The organism is Streptomyces sp. NPDC048278, from assembly GCF_040652195.1.
Lineage (GTDB): Bacteria > Actinomycetota > Actinomycetes > Streptomycetales > Streptomycetaceae > Streptomyces.
Genome location: NZ_JBEZLP010000072.1, coordinates 1 through 14,835, shown reverse-complemented (window position 1 = coordinate 14,835; position 14,835 = coordinate 1). Strand labels below are relative to the sequence as shown.

General features: G+C 71.5%; 11 protein-coding genes and 1 pseudogene. 7 read left to right on the top strand and 5 right to left on the bottom strand.

Annotated elements, in window-relative coordinates; translation table 11 throughout:
- Positions 1 to 104: 104 nt before the first annotated feature.
- The 3 genes from AB0D74_RS50070 to AB0D74_RS50060 form a co-directional block, all read right to left on the bottom strand.
- Positions 105 to 608 (bottom strand): MarR family transcriptional regulator, encoded by a 504-nt coding sequence (locus AB0D74_RS50070; RefSeq protein ID WP_362603285.1) that lies wholly within the window; start codon positions 606 to 608, stop codon positions 105 to 107.
- Positions 609 to 689: 81 nt separating this feature from the next.
- A complete protein-coding gene (locus AB0D74_RS50065; protein WP_362603282.1) occupies positions 690 to 917 on the bottom strand; it encodes a DUF5133 domain-containing protein in 228 nt (75 codons plus the stop codon).
- Positions 918 to 986: 69 nt separating this feature from the next.
- Positions 987 to 1,484, bottom strand: coding sequence for an ATP-binding protein (locus AB0D74_RS50060; protein WP_362603279.1), 498 nt, complete (start codon positions 1,482 to 1,484; stop codon positions 987 to 989).
- A gap of 431 nt (positions 1,485 to 1,915) precedes the next feature.
- Here AB0D74_RS50060 and AB0D74_RS50055 point away from each other — a divergent pair, with 431 nt between their 5' ends.
- Together AB0D74_RS50055 and AB0D74_RS50050 are read left to right on the top strand one after the other, a co-directional pair.
- Positions 1,916 to 6,190: a HAMP domain-containing protein gene (locus tag AB0D74_RS50055; RefSeq protein WP_362603276.1), complete on the top strand. Its 4,275-nt coding sequence runs from the start codon at positions 1,916 to 1,918 to the stop codon at positions 6,188 to 6,190.
- A gap of 77 nt (positions 6,191 to 6,267) precedes the next feature.
- Positions 6,268 to 8,721, top strand: coding sequence for a SpoIIE family protein phosphatase (locus tag AB0D74_RS50050; protein ID WP_362603273.1), 2,454 nt, complete (start codon positions 6,268 to 6,270; stop codon positions 8,719 to 8,721).
- Between the two features lie 205 nt (positions 8,722 to 8,926).
- Here the strand turns inward: AB0D74_RS50050 and AB0D74_RS50045 are convergent, their stop codons facing one another.
- Complete coding sequence (locus AB0D74_RS50045; RefSeq protein ID WP_362603270.1) at positions 8,927 to 9,130, bottom strand: hypothetical protein; 204 nt, start codon at positions 9,128 to 9,130, stop codon at positions 8,927 to 8,929.
- Between the two features lie 207 nt (positions 9,131 to 9,337).
- Here AB0D74_RS50045 and AB0D74_RS50040 point away from each other — a divergent pair, with 207 nt between their 5' ends.
- The 5 genes from AB0D74_RS50040 to AB0D74_RS50020 all read left to right on the top strand — a co-directional run bounded on the left by AB0D74_RS50040 (position 9,338) and on the right by AB0D74_RS50020 (position 14,736).
- Positions 9,338 to 11,662, top strand: a complete 2,325-nt coding sequence (locus tag AB0D74_RS50040; RefSeq protein WP_362603267.1) for an FUSC family protein — start codon at positions 9,338 to 9,340, stop codon at positions 11,660 to 11,662.
- 213 nt (positions 11,663 to 11,875) lie between these two features.
- On the top strand, positions 11,876 to 12,232 hold the full coding sequence (locus tag AB0D74_RS50035) for a PRC-barrel domain-containing protein (protein WP_362603265.1): 357 nt from the start codon (positions 11,876 to 11,878) through the stop codon (positions 12,230 to 12,232).
- A gap of 26 nt (positions 12,233 to 12,258) precedes the next feature.
- Positions 12,259 to 12,432, top strand: a complete 174-nt coding sequence (locus AB0D74_RS50030; RefSeq protein WP_362603262.1) for a hypothetical protein — start codon at positions 12,259 to 12,261, stop codon at positions 12,430 to 12,432.
- Positions 12,433 to 12,505: 73 nt separating this feature from the next.
- Positions 12,506 to 12,973, top strand: a complete 468-nt coding sequence (locus AB0D74_RS50025) for a MarR family transcriptional regulator (RefSeq protein ID WP_362603259.1) — start codon at positions 12,506 to 12,508, stop codon at positions 12,971 to 12,973.
- A gap of 23 nt (positions 12,974 to 12,996) precedes the next feature.
- Positions 12,997 to 14,736 (top strand): MFS transporter, encoded by a 1,740-nt coding sequence (locus AB0D74_RS50020; RefSeq protein ID WP_362603288.1) that lies wholly within the window; start codon positions 12,997 to 12,999, stop codon positions 14,734 to 14,736.
- Here AB0D74_RS50020 and AB0D74_RS50015 read toward each other — a convergent pair.
- Positions 14,737 to 14,835: pseudogene (locus AB0D74_RS50015) on the bottom strand (hypothetical protein); the annotation flags it as partial.

Below are 14,835 nucleotides of genomic sequence, written 5' to 3'. Positions count from 1 at the left end.
TTTAATGTTGATTATGCTTTTAAATTTCCTAACGCCCCCCCCCACCCCCCCGCGCGGGCCGGCCCCGCCCCCCCCCCGCCCGGGCGGGGGCGGGCCGGCCCACGTCAGAAGTCGGTCGGGTCCTCGCCGTCCGTCCTGCCGTCGAGCGCGGCCAGAAACCCCCGGAGCGCTCGCCCGAGGGCCTCGGCCTCGGCCGGCTCCATGGCACCGAGGGCGACGGCCAGCCTCCGCGCCCTGCGGCCCGCCACCTCCTCGAGCGCCTGCCGGCCCTGCCTCGTCACGTGCAGTCGGACCGCTCGCCGGTTGCGCGGATGCAGCTCCCGCTCCAGCAGACCGGCGGCCTCCAGCCGGTCGCACAGCCGGCTGGCGGCGGGCAGCCCGACGTCCGTCCGCACGGCCAGCGCGGTGAGGTTGAGCCCCGGTTCCGCCTCCATGATCTGCAGGGCGCGCAACTGGTGCGGCGACAGGCGCACACGGGCGCCCTGCGCGGCGACCGACCACAGGGTCGTCAGCCCCTCCACGGCGTCGGCCATCGACACGGCCAGTGCCAGGAGGCCGTCCGGCGGCCCGTCCGCCCGGTCGTCCCCGGAGCCGCTGAGACCCGTCACGAGGGATCGCTTCCGGACATCACCCGTCCATGCCGGTACCGCACGCGCCGGCGCGCTGGACGGGCCCTCGCTCGTCCGGCATCAGGCGGAGAGCAGGGAGTCGTCCTCGACGCGGGCCCCGGGCAGACGGTACCGGGCCGCCACGAGGGCGGCGTCGACGTCTCCGGTGCCGGTCGCCACACACAGCGTGTACGCGATGTCGGCCGTCCGTCGGCGTACGGCCTCCTCACCCTCGTCCGCACGGAGGGTGCGCAGTGTCTCGTACTGCTCGATCAGGTCCGTCAGTACGGCGGGGTGTGCCATGAGCACCGCTAGTCTCCTGCCTGTCCACGGTTCGCACGGATCGTGCAGCGCCCCGCCTGCCCCGAACACCGCACTTCATTCCCGGCCCTCCGCCTTCGGCGGCTCGTACCGGCCGGCCCGCCGGCCGCCACCACGAGCAGGCGGCCCGAATCCCAGCAGCGGGTCGTCGAAGAGGGCGAGCCGGGCGGTGACGCACTTGCCCACGGGCTCACGGCGTGCCTCGAAGCCCTGCACCACCGCCAGCACGATCTCCAGGCCGTGCTGGCCCACCCGTCCGGCGTCGGCGGCCCGGGCCAGCGGCAGCGTCGGATCGCTGTCCCAGATCTCGATCTCCATCGTGCCGTCGACGACGCGCAGTTGCAGCAGTACGGGTCCGGGCGCGTACTTCAGCGCGTTCGTGACCAGTTCGCTGACGACCAGCTGGGCCAGGTCCATCGTGCGGGAGGTGACCGGCAGTCCGTGCTCGGACTGGGCCCTGGTCAGGAACTCCGACGTCCGGTGCCGCGCACCGGCGATACAGCCGTCCGCCCCGTCCAGGGCGAGGGTGACGTCGGCAGGTGCGGCATCCGGCATCCGGGAACACTCCTCGGGCGGGACAGGCCCCTCCCTGCCACTGACATGCGGTACCCCGTTCATGGGCGCGCGTCTACCCCGCCTCGTCGGCGGTATTCCCGTGCCCTGGGAAGCCGGCCGCGGCATCAGCTGCATCACCGCCCGGAACCTGGGCGGCGTCGGCCACAGGAGGAGGGCCGGATCCGCCGACGGCAGAGGCCGGATTCCCCGGTGCGTTCTTGCCACTCCGCTCGTCACCGCCGTTTTCCCGGTGAGTCACGGACTTCTCGCCGGCCTTTTGTTGCTGCACGACAACTGAGTTAGTCTGCGACCGATTTCCCGTCGGCCGGAGCCGTCGAACGCGGCGTCGCCACTGGTGGCGGGGCTGCCCGGCCCCGGCCTGGTTCCGGGTCCTCGGGGTGGGGATCCTGCGAAGCGGAACGAGGGTGGACATGGCCGGCACTTCGATGGACGCCCCGGCACGGGGCCCGGGCGAGCAGGAGCTGCGGCAGCTGCTCGCCGGGCTGACGGCGGTACGCGACGGCGACTTCGGTACCCGCCTGCCGTCCGACGGCACGGGTCTGCTCGGCGACATCGCCACGGTGTTCAACGGCATGGTCGACCAGCTGTCCCTGTTCACCTCGGAGGTGACGCGGGTCGCCCGCGAGGTGGGGACCGAGGGCACGCTGGGCGGTCAGGCCGAGGTGCCCGGGGTCTCCGGCACCTGGGCGGACCTGACCGAGTCGGTCAACGCCATGGCGGGCAACCTCACCACCCAGGTCCGGGACATCGCCCAGGTGGCGACGGCGGTGGCCAGGGGCGACCTGTCCCAGAAGATCGACGTGCCCGCGCACGGCGAGATCCTTCAGCTGAAGGAGACCGTCAACACGATGGTCGACCAGCTCTCCGCCTTCGCCGACGAAGTGACCCGCGTCGCCCGCGAGGTCGGCAGCGAAGGGCGCCTCGGCGGCCAGGCCCAGGTGCCCGGGGTGGGCGGGGTCTGGCGCGACCTCACCGATTCGGTCAATTTCATGGCCGGGAACCTCACCTCCCAGGTTCGCAACGTCGCCCAGGTGACGACCGCGGTCGCACAGGGCGACCTCTCCCAGAAGATCACCGTCGACGCCCGCGGCGAGATCCTCGAACTCAAGAACACCATCAACACCATGGTCGACCAGCTCTCCGCCTTCGCCGACGAAGTCACCCGGGTGGCGCGGGAGGTGGGCACCGAAGGGCGCCTGGGCGGCCAGGCCGACGTGAAGGGCGTCAAGGGCACCTGGCGCGACCTGACGGACTCCGTGAACTTCATGGCGGGCAACCTCACCGCACAGGTCCGCAACGTCGCCCAGGTGGCCACCGCGGTCGCACAGGGCGACCTCTCCCAGAAGATCACCGTCGACGCCCGCGGCGAGATCCTCGAACTCAAGAACACCATCAACACCATGGTCGACCAGCTCTCCGCCTTCGCCGACGAGGTCACCCGCGTCGCCCGCGAGGTCGGCACCGAGGGCAACCTCGGCGGGCAGGCGATCGCGCGGGGCGTGTCGGGGACCTGGAAGGACCTCACGGACAACGTCAACGTGATGGCGTCCAACCTGACCGGGCAGGTCCGCTCCATCGCCCAGGTCGCCACGGCGGTGGCCCGCGGCGACCTCTCGCAGAAGATCACCGTGGAGGCCAAGGGCGAGGTCGCCGCGCTGGCCGACGTCATCAACACCATGGTCGACACGCTGTCGGCGTTCGCCGACGAGGTCACCCGGGTGGCGCGCGAGGTGGGCACCGAGGGCCGCCTCGGCGGGCAGGCGCACGTGCCGAACGTGGCCGGCACCTGGAAGGACCTGACGGACAACGTCAACTCGATGGCGAACAACCTCACCGGGCAGGTGCGCAACATCGCCCTGGTGACGACCGCGGTGGCGGGCGGCGACCTGTCGAAGAAGATCGACGTGGACGCGCGGGGCGAGATCCTGGAGCTGAAGACCACCATCAACACGATGGTCGACCAGCTGTCCTCGTTCGCCGCCGAGGTCACCCGTGTCGCCCGTGAGGTCGGCAGCGAGGGCCGGCTCGGCGGCCAGGCCGAGGTGGAGGGCGTCGAGGGCACCTGGAAGCGGCTCACGGAGAACGTCAACGAGCTGGCCGGGAACCTCACCCGCCAGGTCCGCGCGATCGCGGAGGTCGCCAGCGCCGTCGCCGAGGGGGACCTGACCCGCTCGATCACCGTGGAGGCCTCCGGGGAGGTCGCGGAGCTCAAGGACAACATCAACGCCATGGTGGGGTCCCTGCGCGAGACCACCCGGGCCAACCAGGAGCAGGACTGGCTCAAGACCAACCTCGCCCGTATCTCCGGCCTGATGCAGGGCCACCGCGAACTGCCCGTCGTGGCCGAGCTGATCATGGACGAGCTGACCCCGCTGGTCTCGGCCCAGTACGGCGCGTTCTACCTGGCGGAGGACACCGAGCGCGGACACGAGCTGCGGCTCGTGGGCTCGTACGGGGCTCCGGACGACGCGGACCGGCCGACCCGGATCCCGGTCGGCCGGTCCCTGGTCGGGCAGGCCGCGCGCAACCGGCGCCCGATCACCGTGGACGGGCTCCCGGAGGGGTACGTCACCATCTCCTCCGGCCTCGGGCAGGCGCTGCCCCGTGCCCTCGTGGTGCTGCCCATCGTGGTCGAGGAGCAGGTCCTCGGCGTCATCGAACTGGCCTCGCTGACCCGGTTCACCCAGATCCACCAGGACTTCCTGACCCAGCTGATGCCGACCATCGGCGTCAACCTCAACACCATCGTGGCCAACGCCCGCACCGACGAACTGCTGGAGGAATCCCAGCGCCTGACCGCCGAACTGCAGTCCCGCTCGGAGGAGTTGCAGGTGCAGCAGGAGGAACTCCAGCGCTCCAACGCGGAGCTGGAGGACAAGGCGTCCCTGCTGGCCGAGCAGAACAGCGACATCGAGGCGAAGAACCTCCAGATCGAGCAGGCCCGGCAGGAGCTGGAGACCCGGGCGCAACAGCTGGCGCTGGCCTCGAAGTACAAGTCGGAGTTCCTGGCCAACATGAGCCACGAGCTGCGCACTCCGTTGAACAGCCTGCTGATCCTGGCCCAGTTGCTGGCGCAGAACCCGTCGCGCAACCTCACGCCCAAGCAGGTCGAGTACGCGGGCATCATCCACTCGGCGGGCTCGGACCTGCTGCAGCTGATCAACGACATCCTCGACCTGTCCAAGGTGGAGGCCGGCAAGATGGACGTCGCTCCCGAGCGGGTCCCGCTGCGCCAACTGCTGGAGTACGTCGAGGCGACCTTCCGGCCGATGACGTCCCAGAAGAGCCTGGACTTCGCCGTGTCCACCGCCCCGGGAACCCCTGCCGACCTGCTCACCGACGACTCCCGGCTGCGCCAGATCCTGCGCAACCTGCTGTCGAACGCGGTGAAGTTCACCGAGGAGGGCGGGGTACGGCTGCGGATCGAACCGGCCACCGACGCGGAGGTGCCGCCGGGAGTGCTCCGCGGCGGTCCGGTGGTGGCATTCCGCGTCGTCGACACCGGCATCGGCATCCCCCAGCAGCAGCTGGAGACGATCTTCGGCGCGTTCCAGCAGGCCGACGGCACCACCAGTCGCAAGTACGGCGGCACCGGACTCGGTCTGTCCATCACCCGGGAGATCGCGCACCTGCTCGGCGGTGCCGTCACGGTCGACAGCACACCCGGCCAGGGCAGCACGTTCACGCTGTATCTGCCCGTCGCCCGGGCCGACTTCGAGGAACTCCTGGAGACCGGGGGCCGGCCGGTGGAACAGCCCCACGACGGGGCCGGCGCCTGGGAGCCGCCGGCACCGCGTGCGCTGTCCGCTCCGGCGGCGGCAGCCGAGCCGCGCAGGCGCCGGCTGCTGGTGATCGAGGAACGGCCGCGCGGGCTGCTCACGCTGGTGGCCGAGCGGGCCGTGGCGGACATCGCGCAGCGCCCCGACGATCCGCACGGGTCGATCGACATCATCACCGCGGTCGGCGCACAGGAGGCGGCGAGCACCCTGGCGGCGCAGGCCTGCCACTGTGTCGTCCTGGAACTCGGCATGCCCGGCCAGGAGGGCGCGGGCTTCCTGGAGGCGATGCGCGGCGACTCGGCGCTGGCCAGCGTGCCCGTCCTGGTGCACACCGGGCACCGGGTGGACCTGGCCCAGGAACAGGGGCTGCGGGCCCTCGCCGGTGACCGGCCGCTGGACTTCCTGGCCAGCCTGGACGAGCTGCGCGAGCGCATCACACTGCACCTCTCGGCCGAACAGCCCGGTGACGTGCTGTCGCTGGTGCGCGCCGAGGAGCCGCACCGCCCGGCCGCACAGGTCGTGGACGACACCTTCCTGGGCCGGACGATCCTGGTGGTCGACGACGACGCCCGCAACCTCTTCGCCCTCAGCGGGGTGCTGGAACTGCACGGCTTCCAGGTCCTGCACGCCGACAACGGCCGCAAGGGCATCGAGATGCTGCTCGCGCACCCCGACATCTGCCTGGTCCTGATGGACGTGATGATGCCGGAGATGGACGGCTACGCCGCCACCACGGAGATCCGCGCCATGCCGCAGTACGCGGAGCTGCCCATCATCACCGTCACCGCGAAGGCCATGCCGGGCGACCAGGAGAAGAGCCTCGCCTCGGGTGCCAACGACTACGTCACCAAACCCGTCGACACGGGGGACCTCATCGGCCGCGTCCGACGGTGGCTGCCCGGGTGACCGGAGGTCACGGCCGCACCGTCCACCAGCCGACCGCGTGACGCCGCGAGGCGCCCCAGCCGAGGAACAGACTGACCGTGAGCGACCTCCGCCAACCCCCCGATCCACAGGGCCCGCAGCTTCCGGCGGGCGACCGGCCCGCGCCGGGAGAGACCGCCACCACCGACACGGGCAGCCCCGACGGGCCGTCCCCGGTCGGCAGGCTCACCGCGACCGTGGAGCGGCTGCGCCGCGAGGTGCGGGCGGCGCACGCGGAGGCCGACGGACGTGCCCTGATCGAGCTGGCGAAGGGCATCCTGGTCGAACGGCTGCGCTGCGGCCCGGCCCAGGCCGCCCGGCAGCTGGCCGAACTGGCCGGTCAGGCGGGGGTGACGCCCCTGGAGTTCGCGGTCGACGTCATCAACCAGGCGGCCCGCGACCGGCTCTCGGAGGTGACCGCGGCCTTCCTGGCGGCCACCGCGGCCGACGCCCGGCCCGCGGAGCCGGCGGACGGCCACTCCTCGGCCGTGCGGCTGCGGGCGGCCGAGAGCGGCGCGCTGGCCGCCCACGACACCCAGGCCGTCGCCGACTCCCTGCTGGAACACGCCCTGACGCCGCTCGGCGCCGAGGCGGTGGCCATCTGGGCCCTGGGCACCGACGGCTCGCTCGCCCTGGCGGGCACCGCGGGGTTCCCCGCCGCCGAGGCCGGACGCTGGCGGCACGTACCGCCCGGTGTGACGACCGTGGCGCGCCGGGGGCTGGCGGAACGCGCGGGCCACTGGATCCGCAGCCTGGCCGAGACGGGCATGCCCTCCATCGGCCAGCACCACCATCCGGAGGGCGGCCGGGTCGCCGTACCCGCCGGGACCGGCGGACGGATCCACGGTGTCCTGGAGATCGCCTGGCCCACCCCGCTGGACCCTCCTCCCCCGCCCGTCGTCCGGCAGGTCGAGGCGCTGGCCGAGCTGTGCGCGCACACCCTGGAGAACTACGGCAGGCACCGTCCGGACGGCGCCGGGAGCCCGCGGGTGCTGCCGGACGTGACGGAGCTGATGGACCTGGCCGACGGGCTCCACGACCCCGCGCTGGTGCTCGTCCCGGTGCTGGACGCGGACGGGGAGCTCGCCGACTTCCGTATCCACCACGTGAACAGCCGCTTCCTGGACCCGGCCGGCCGCCCCCGGGGAGTCGTCAACGGGGCCCTGCTGCTGGAGACGTACCCCGTGGTCGCCGGGCGCAGCGAGCTCTTCGAGCGGATCGAGCGCGTCCACGCCACCGGTGAGCCCTACCGCGCCCACCGCATGCGGCTGACCGCCCTGGTCGACGAGGTCCCGCTGGCAGCGGTCGCCGACATCAACATCAGCCGGCACGGCAGCAGCGTGCTGCTCGTCTGGCGCATCGAGGACGAGACGGCCCGGCTGGCCAGTCTGCTCCAGCACGCCCAGCGCCTCGGCCGTATCGGCGGCTTCGAGGAGAACCTGCTCACCGCCGAGATCACCTGGAACGGGCAGCTGTACGAGCTCTACGGCAGACCCGCCTCCGACGTCCCGGTGGCGCTGGAGGACCTGCCCGCGCACGCCCATCCGGACGACGCCGTGGCCATCGGGCGGTTCCTGCGCACCCTGCTGCACCACCGCCGGGCGGCGTCCACCGCCTTCCGCCTCCAGCGGCCGGACGGGGTCACCCGGCACATCCGGGTGGTGGCCGAGCCGGTCCTCGACTCCGACGGCCAGCTGTATGTCGTACGCGGCGCCTACCAGGACATCTCCGCGCAGCACTGGACCGAGGTCGCCCTCGCCGCCACCCGCGACCAGCTCGCCCACACCGAGCAGCAGGCCAGCGAGCGCAACCGGCTGACCCTCCAGCTGCAGCATGCCATCATGCCGCCCGAGCAGACCCCGCTGACGGTTCCCGGACTGGACCTCGCCGTGCGCTACCGGCCCGCGGAGACCCAGCATCTGGTCGGCGGCGACTGGTACGACGCGATGGTCCTGCCGTCCCGGCTGGTGCTGCTGTGCGTGGGGGACGTCGCCGGGCACGGTATCGACGCGGCCACCAGCATGGTCGTCCTGCGCAACGCGCTGCGCGGGCTCGCGGTGACCGGTGCCGGGCCGGGGCAGTTGCTGTCCTGGCTCAACCTGGTGACGCACCATCTCACCGGCTCCGTCACCGCGACCGCGGTGTGCGGTCTCTACGACCCCGAGCGCCACACCCTGCGCTGGGCCCGCGCCGGACATCTGCCGCCCGTCCTGGTGCGCTCGGGCGAGGCGGAGCCGCTGCCGCTGGTCCGGGGCATGCTGCTGGGCGCCGTGCCGGAGGCCGAGTACCAGGAGCACGAGGTGCAGCTCGCGGTCGACGACACCCTGCTGATGTACACGGACGGGCTCGTCGAGCGGCGTGACCGGTCCGTGGAGGAGTCCCTCGCGCAACTGCTGAAGGCTGCCCGCACGGTACCCACGGCCCTGGAGCAGCAGGTGGACCGCCTGCTGACCCACAGCCGCTCCGACACCGACGACGACACCTGCGTCGTGGGTATCCGCGTGGCCCCATGACAGCCGGCGCCCGCGCAGCCGGCGGGGGCCTCGGTCTCCTTGACCAGAACCGCGTTCCGCGGCTCGACACGGGCAGCTCACCCGAGGCCGTGCCCTTGGCACCGGTGGTCAGGGTGAGCAGCGTGGAGGTCCCGGTCCCGGTGCCGGTGCCGATGCTCACGGTCGCACCGGGCAGGAGCTTCCCCGTCTTGTCGCTCCCGTGACGTCATCCACACCGCCTACGAGAACGCGAGATCAGCGGCGTCGTCAGCACCGGCGAGGACGAACGCGAACGCGGAACCCTGCCGGTGAGCTCGACGACGAGTTCGAGGGCCGCTTCATCGACGACGTCATCGTCGCCGACATCGGAGAGGGCACCGACGGATGAGAGTTCCCCGGCACCGCCTACGTCGTCGAACTCCGCGGCCACGCGTGTCCGATGTCAAAGTGATCACCGACAGAAACGTTTACCCGTCGCCGGTCTGATAGTCGGGATTCACGCCATCGCCGTACAGCAGAGCGAGCCGGATCCACCCGACACTCCAGATCATCACAGGTCCCGTCGCGATGTCCGGATATCCTCGGCCCGGCTTTCGGAGCAATTCCGACTCGGGGCCGAAAGGAGACGACTGAAGGTATGCGTGATCGAGTCCGCGAGTCGGGTCTCGCGACGGCGGCCTGGTTGCGCTCGCACGACCCCGGACTCGCCGCCACACGGCGGGCCGGTCGTGCCGCCGTCGTCGCTTCGGCCCTGTTCGCCCTGGGCATGCAGGTACTCCACTCGTCCGCCACCGCCTACTACGCGGCGTTCGGCTGCTTCTCCATGCTTCTCTTCGTCGAGTTCACGGGATCCATGGCCCAGCGGCTGCGCATGCACCTCGCGCTGGCGGCGGCCTGGGCGGCGCTGGTGAGCCTCGGCACGCTCACGGCTCGCCCGCCGTGGCTGGCGGTGGCGTCGACCGTCGTGGTCGCCTTCTTCATTCTGCTGTCGGGCGTGGTGAGTTCCGTGATCGCCGGCTGCTCCACGGCTCTGCTGCTGGCTTTTGTCATTCCTGTCACCTCGCCGGTGCCGTATGCGCAGCTGGCCGATCGGCTCGTCGGCGTGGCGCTCGCCGCCTGCGGCTCCATGCTCGCTGTCCGGTTCCTGTGGCCGCGTGCTCCGATCGACCTGCTCAGCGCACCCGCAGCCCGTGTGTGCAGGACCAGCGCTGTTCGGCTGCGCGACGAGGCCGCACTGCTGGCGGGCGGGCGCGGTCTGCCGGACGCCGCGGCGCGCCTGCTCAACGCCGAGCAGGCGAGGTCGACCGCGCAGGCTCTGCGTCACACGTTCGATCAGGCTCCGTACCGGCCGACCGGTCTCTCGACGACTTCACGCGCCGTGGTGCGACTGGTGGATGAGCTGACCTGGCTCAGCACCATCACGGTCGCCGACCCACCGGCGCAGGGTCCGTCGGTGATCGGCCGCCCGGAAGCCCGCGCGGTGTGCTCCGCGGCGGCAGATGTGCTCGACAGCTCCGCTGCACTGCTCGAGGATCCGCAGGGCGCCCTCGATCCGCTGCGCGAACGCACTCAGCGACTGCGAGCCGCCATGGACACGCTCGTCGAAAGTCCGGCGAGGTGGCTTCCGCAGCACGCCGTGAGCGACCGTTCCGGTGAAGAGGCCGAGGCCTACGAGGTCCGCGCGAAGCTGGATCTCTCCTTCCGGGCCAAGGAACTCGGTTTTGCGGCCACGCAGATCGCCCTGAACGTGCAACAGGCCGCGACGGCCGCGCGGCGCAGCTGGTTCGAGCAGTTGCTCGGCCAGGAGCGGGATGCGCTGGGCGGCCCCCTGCACTCCGCACGGGCGCGCCTGGGGGCACATCTCAGACCGTCTTCGGTGTGGTTCCGGAACAGTCTCCGCGGCGCGGTGGGCCTGGGCATCGCCGTCACGCTCGCAGCCGTCACGAGTCTTCCCCACGCGTTCTGGATTCTGCTGGGCACGCTGTCGGTGTTGCGCTCGAATGCCCTGAACACCGGCCAGAACGCGCTGCGCGCGGTCGCCGGGACAGTGGTGGGTTCGTTCCTGGGGGCTGTGCTGCTGGACCTGATCGGGCCGCACGACACCGTGCTGTGGTTCGTGCTCCCGGTAGCGATCATGGCCATGGGCATCGCGCCGACGGTGATCTCCTTCACGGCCGGGCAGGCGGCGTTCACGATCACGCTCGTCCTGGTGTTCAGCATCGGTCAGGATCCGGACTGGCATCTTGCACTGCTGCGGCTCCAGGACGTCGCGCTCGGCTGTGTGGTGAGTCTCCTGACGGCGCTGTGCCTCTGGCCTCGCGGCGCGACGGCCGCCGTGGACAGGGCTCTGGCGGAGGCCTACACCGACGGCGCGGCATACCTGCAACGTGTCGTGGAATTCGGCCTCGACCGGCCCGCGGAGCCGGCGGTGAGCGGTCCCTCGCCGGCGGAGGACGAGCGACGGGCCGCTGCCGCCGCACGACGGCTCGACGATTCCTTCCGCACCTACCTCGCCGAGCGTGGCACCAAGCCGGTGCCGCTGGCCGCCATGACAACGCTGGTGACCGGCGTTGCCCGGCTCAGGCTCATGGCGGACGCGCTGCACGCTCTCTGGCGGCGGGCGGGCGACGCACGGCTGTCCCCCGGTGGCGGCGCGGCACGGCTCGAAGTCGTCCGTACCGCGGAGAACGTCACCGCGTCCTACCGCGCTCTGGCCGCGGATGTGGGACGGGGCGCCTCCGGCTCCTCCACAGCCGCCCCCGGCACCGGTGGCCCGGCCGAGGGCCGCCGGCCTCCTCTCGTGACGATGTACCGCGATCTGCTCACGACGGGTGACACCCGGGACAACGCTGTTCGCATCGTCTGGACGAGCAAATATCTCGAGGCCGCCCAGAAGCTACAGGCGAGCCTGACGACGGCGGTCGACTCCGCACACAGGAAACCGCGCCGCCGCCTGCCATAGGCGGCTTTTTCCGGCCGCACAGGGGGAAGGCGTCCTACGGAGCCACGCCGACGGCATATCTCAAGCGCCGCGACGACACCCGGACGATTCACCGGGATCCCGTGCGCTGACGGCCGTACCAACGTTCCTACCGAGGTGAGAACACACACCGCAGATGGCCGGCCGGATGACTGCCCGCGACCGCATCGGGTACCCGGTCGGCGGAGGTGCCCGATGTTCGAAGCAACCGACATCCGCGAGTGGCGCGGGCATGACGTGGTGGACGCCGCCGGGCACAGGATCGGCGTTCTGGAGTCGGTCTACGTGGACACCACGACCGACAGGCCCCGCTTCGTCACCGTGACGGTCGGGCTGCCCACGCGCCGCCGTCTGGTGTTCGTCCCGCTGACCGAGGCGACCGTCGGTCCGGCCTACCTGAAGGTCGCGTACCCCAAGGACGTGGTCAAGAAGGCTCCGTCGATCGACACCGACGGGGAGCTGCCGGCCACCCGCGAGCCCGCGGTCTTCGCGCACTACGAACTCGACTACGTCCCGGGCGCGGGCGGTGAGCGCCGCCTGGCCCGCCGCTGACCCACCGAGTCCGTCCGGGAGAACCGATGAGTCTGTTCCTGTTCCTGATCCTCGTGGCCGTCGTCCTGGGCCTCGTCGGATTCGCCGTCCACGGGCTGTTCTACCTGCTGGTCATCGGCGCCGTCGTGCTCCTCGCCGACCTCGTCTACGCCGCGGTCCGCCTGCGACGCGGCGCCCGGCGGCACCGCCTCGCCCGCTGACCATCCCGTCGACCTTCATATTTACTAATGAATGGTTGAGCAGTCCAGACTGATAAACCTAGTGTTAGTACATGTGAAGGCAGACTTGGCCGCCGGTGACGGCGGTATACGTGAACCGAGCGACGCCATCCGGCTCGCGTCCGAGCTCCGGCTCGCGGTGGGCCGGGTGACGCGGCGGCTGCGGCAGGCGCACGCCGTGGGAGACGTGTCCCTGTCGGGGGTGTCCGTGCTCGCGCGGCTCGCGGCCCAGGGCCCGGACTCCCCGACCGCCCTCGCCGAGACGGAGCGGGTACGGCCGCAGGCCATGGCGAGCACCCTCGCCCAGCTCGAACAGCGCGGTCTGGTCCGCCGTACGCCCGACGCCGCGGACGGGCGGCGGAGCATCGTCGCCGCCACCGAGGAGGGGCGGGCGGTGCTCGCCGAACGGCGTTCCGAGTCGGTGCAGCGGCTCGCGGCCGTTCTCGACACGTTCTCCGAGCAGGAGCGCGCGACGCTAGGGGCGGCCCTGCCGCTCCTCGGCCGGCTGGCGGAGCGGCTGTGAGCGGGCAGCGGTGGTCCGCCGCCCTGCGCTCGGCCCGCCACAAGGACACCCCGGCCGGGCCCGGCTACAAGTGGGTCGCGCTGTCGAACACCACGCTCGGCGTGCTGATCGCCACGATGGACGCGTCGATCGTGATCATCTCGCTGCCGGCGATCTTCCGGGGCATCGGTCTCGACCCGCTCGCGCCGGGCAACATCGGCTATCTGCTCTGGATGATCCTCGGCTACCTGCTGGTCTCCGCCGTGCTGGTGGTCGTACTCGGGCGACTCGGCGACATGTTCGGCCGGGTGAAGATCTACAACCTGGGCTTCCTGATCTTCGCGTGCGCGTCGGTGGCGCTGTCGCTCGATCCGTTCCGCGCGGGGGCGGGAGCGCTGTGGCTGATCCTGTGGCGGATCGTGCAGGCCTTCGGCGGGTCCATGCTCACCGCCAACTCGGCGGCCATCCTCACCGACGCCTTCCCGGCCCGGCAGCGCGGCATGGCCCTCGGCATCAACCAGATCACCGCGCTGGCCGGGCAGTTCCTCGGTCTGCTCGCGGGCGGGCTGCTCGCCGTCGTCGACTGGCGGGCCGTGTTCTGGGTGAGCGTCCCGGTCAGCATCACCGGCACCATCTGGTCGTACCTGAGTCTGCGCGAGACCTCGGCCGGCCGGCCCGGCCGGATCGACTGGCTCGGCAACCTCACCTTCGCCTCCGGGGCCGGCATCCTGCTCGCCGGGATCACCTACGGGATCCAGCCCTACGGCGGCAGCGCCACCGGCTGGGGGAACCCGTGGGTGCTGACCGGCCTGATCGGTGGCGTCGCCCTGCTGCTGGCCTTCTGTGTCATCGAGACCCGGGTCGCCGAGCCCATGTTCAACCTGGCGCTCTTCCGGAACCGGGCGTTCGCGGCGGGCAACGTGGCCGCCCTGCTCACCTCGATCGCGCGCGGCGGCCTGCAGTTCATGCTCATCATCTGGCTGCAGGGCATCTGGCTGCCGCTGCACGGCTACGACTTCGAGGACACCCCGCTGTGGGCCGGCATCTTCATGCTCCCGCTGACGCTGGGCTTCCTGATCGCGGGGCCGGTGTCCGGGTACCTGTCGGACCGGTTCGGGGCCCGGTTCTTCTCCACGGCGGGACTGCTCGTCGTCACCGCGTCCTTCCTGGGGCTGCTCGCCCTGCCCGTCGACTTCGACTACGGGCTGTTCGCGGCGCTGCTGCTGCTCAACGGCCTCGGCCAGGGCATGTTCTCGGCGCCCAACACCTCCTCGATCATGGGCAGTGTGCCGGCCGAGTACCGGGGTGTCGCCTCGGGCATGCGGTCCACCTTCCAGAACTCCGGTACGGCGCTGTCCATCGGTGTGTTCTTCTCGCTGATGGTCTCGGGCCTGGCCTCCTCGCTGCCGGACACGCTGAAGAGCGGGCTCATGGCACACGGCGTGCCGGCCGCGTCCGCCGCGCACGCCGCGTCGCTGCCGCCGGTGAGCACGCTGTTCGCGACGTTCCTCGGCAACAACCCCATCCAGCACCTGCTCGCCTCGGAGGGCGTCCTGGACCATGTCACCAGCGCCCAGCGGGCCGTCCTGACCGGGCACACCTTCTTCCCGCGGCTGGTGTCCGGTCCGTTCCACCACGGCCTGGGCATCGTCTTCGGGGTGGCCGCCGGCATGGCCCTGGTCTCCGCCGTGGCCTCGGCGCTGCGCGGCAGCCACCGCCCCGTCCAGGAGCGGCCGGAGAACGAGGACCAGCCGGCGGCCCGGACGTCCTCCGCCAAGTCCTAGCAGAGGTCGCGGGAAGCTGCTGGTGCCGTCGCCGTAGGTCATGCAGAAGCAGTCGTCGTCCCAGAAGGCGTTGACGTACGCCGTGCTGTAGTGGACGCG

Coding starts and splice junctions, on each gene's coding strand:
- AB0D74_RS50060 (WP_362603279.1), bottom strand. CDS start 1,484: ATGCCGGATGCCGCACCTGCCGACGTCACCCTCGCCCTGGACGGGGCG.
- AB0D74_RS50055 (WP_362603276.1), top strand. CDS start 1,916: ATGGCCGGCACTTCGATGGACGCCCCGGCACGGGGCCCGGGCGAGCAG.
- AB0D74_RS50040 (WP_362603267.1), top strand. CDS start 9,338: ATGCGTGATCGAGTCCGCGAGTCGGGTCTCGCGACGGCGGCCTGGTTG.
- AB0D74_RS50035 (WP_362603265.1), top strand. CDS start 11,876: ATGTTCGAAGCAACCGACATCCGCGAGTGGCGCGGGCATGACGTGGTG.
- AB0D74_RS50030 (WP_362603262.1), top strand. CDS start 12,259: ATGAGTCTGTTCCTGTTCCTGATCCTCGTGGCCGTCGTCCTGGGCCTC.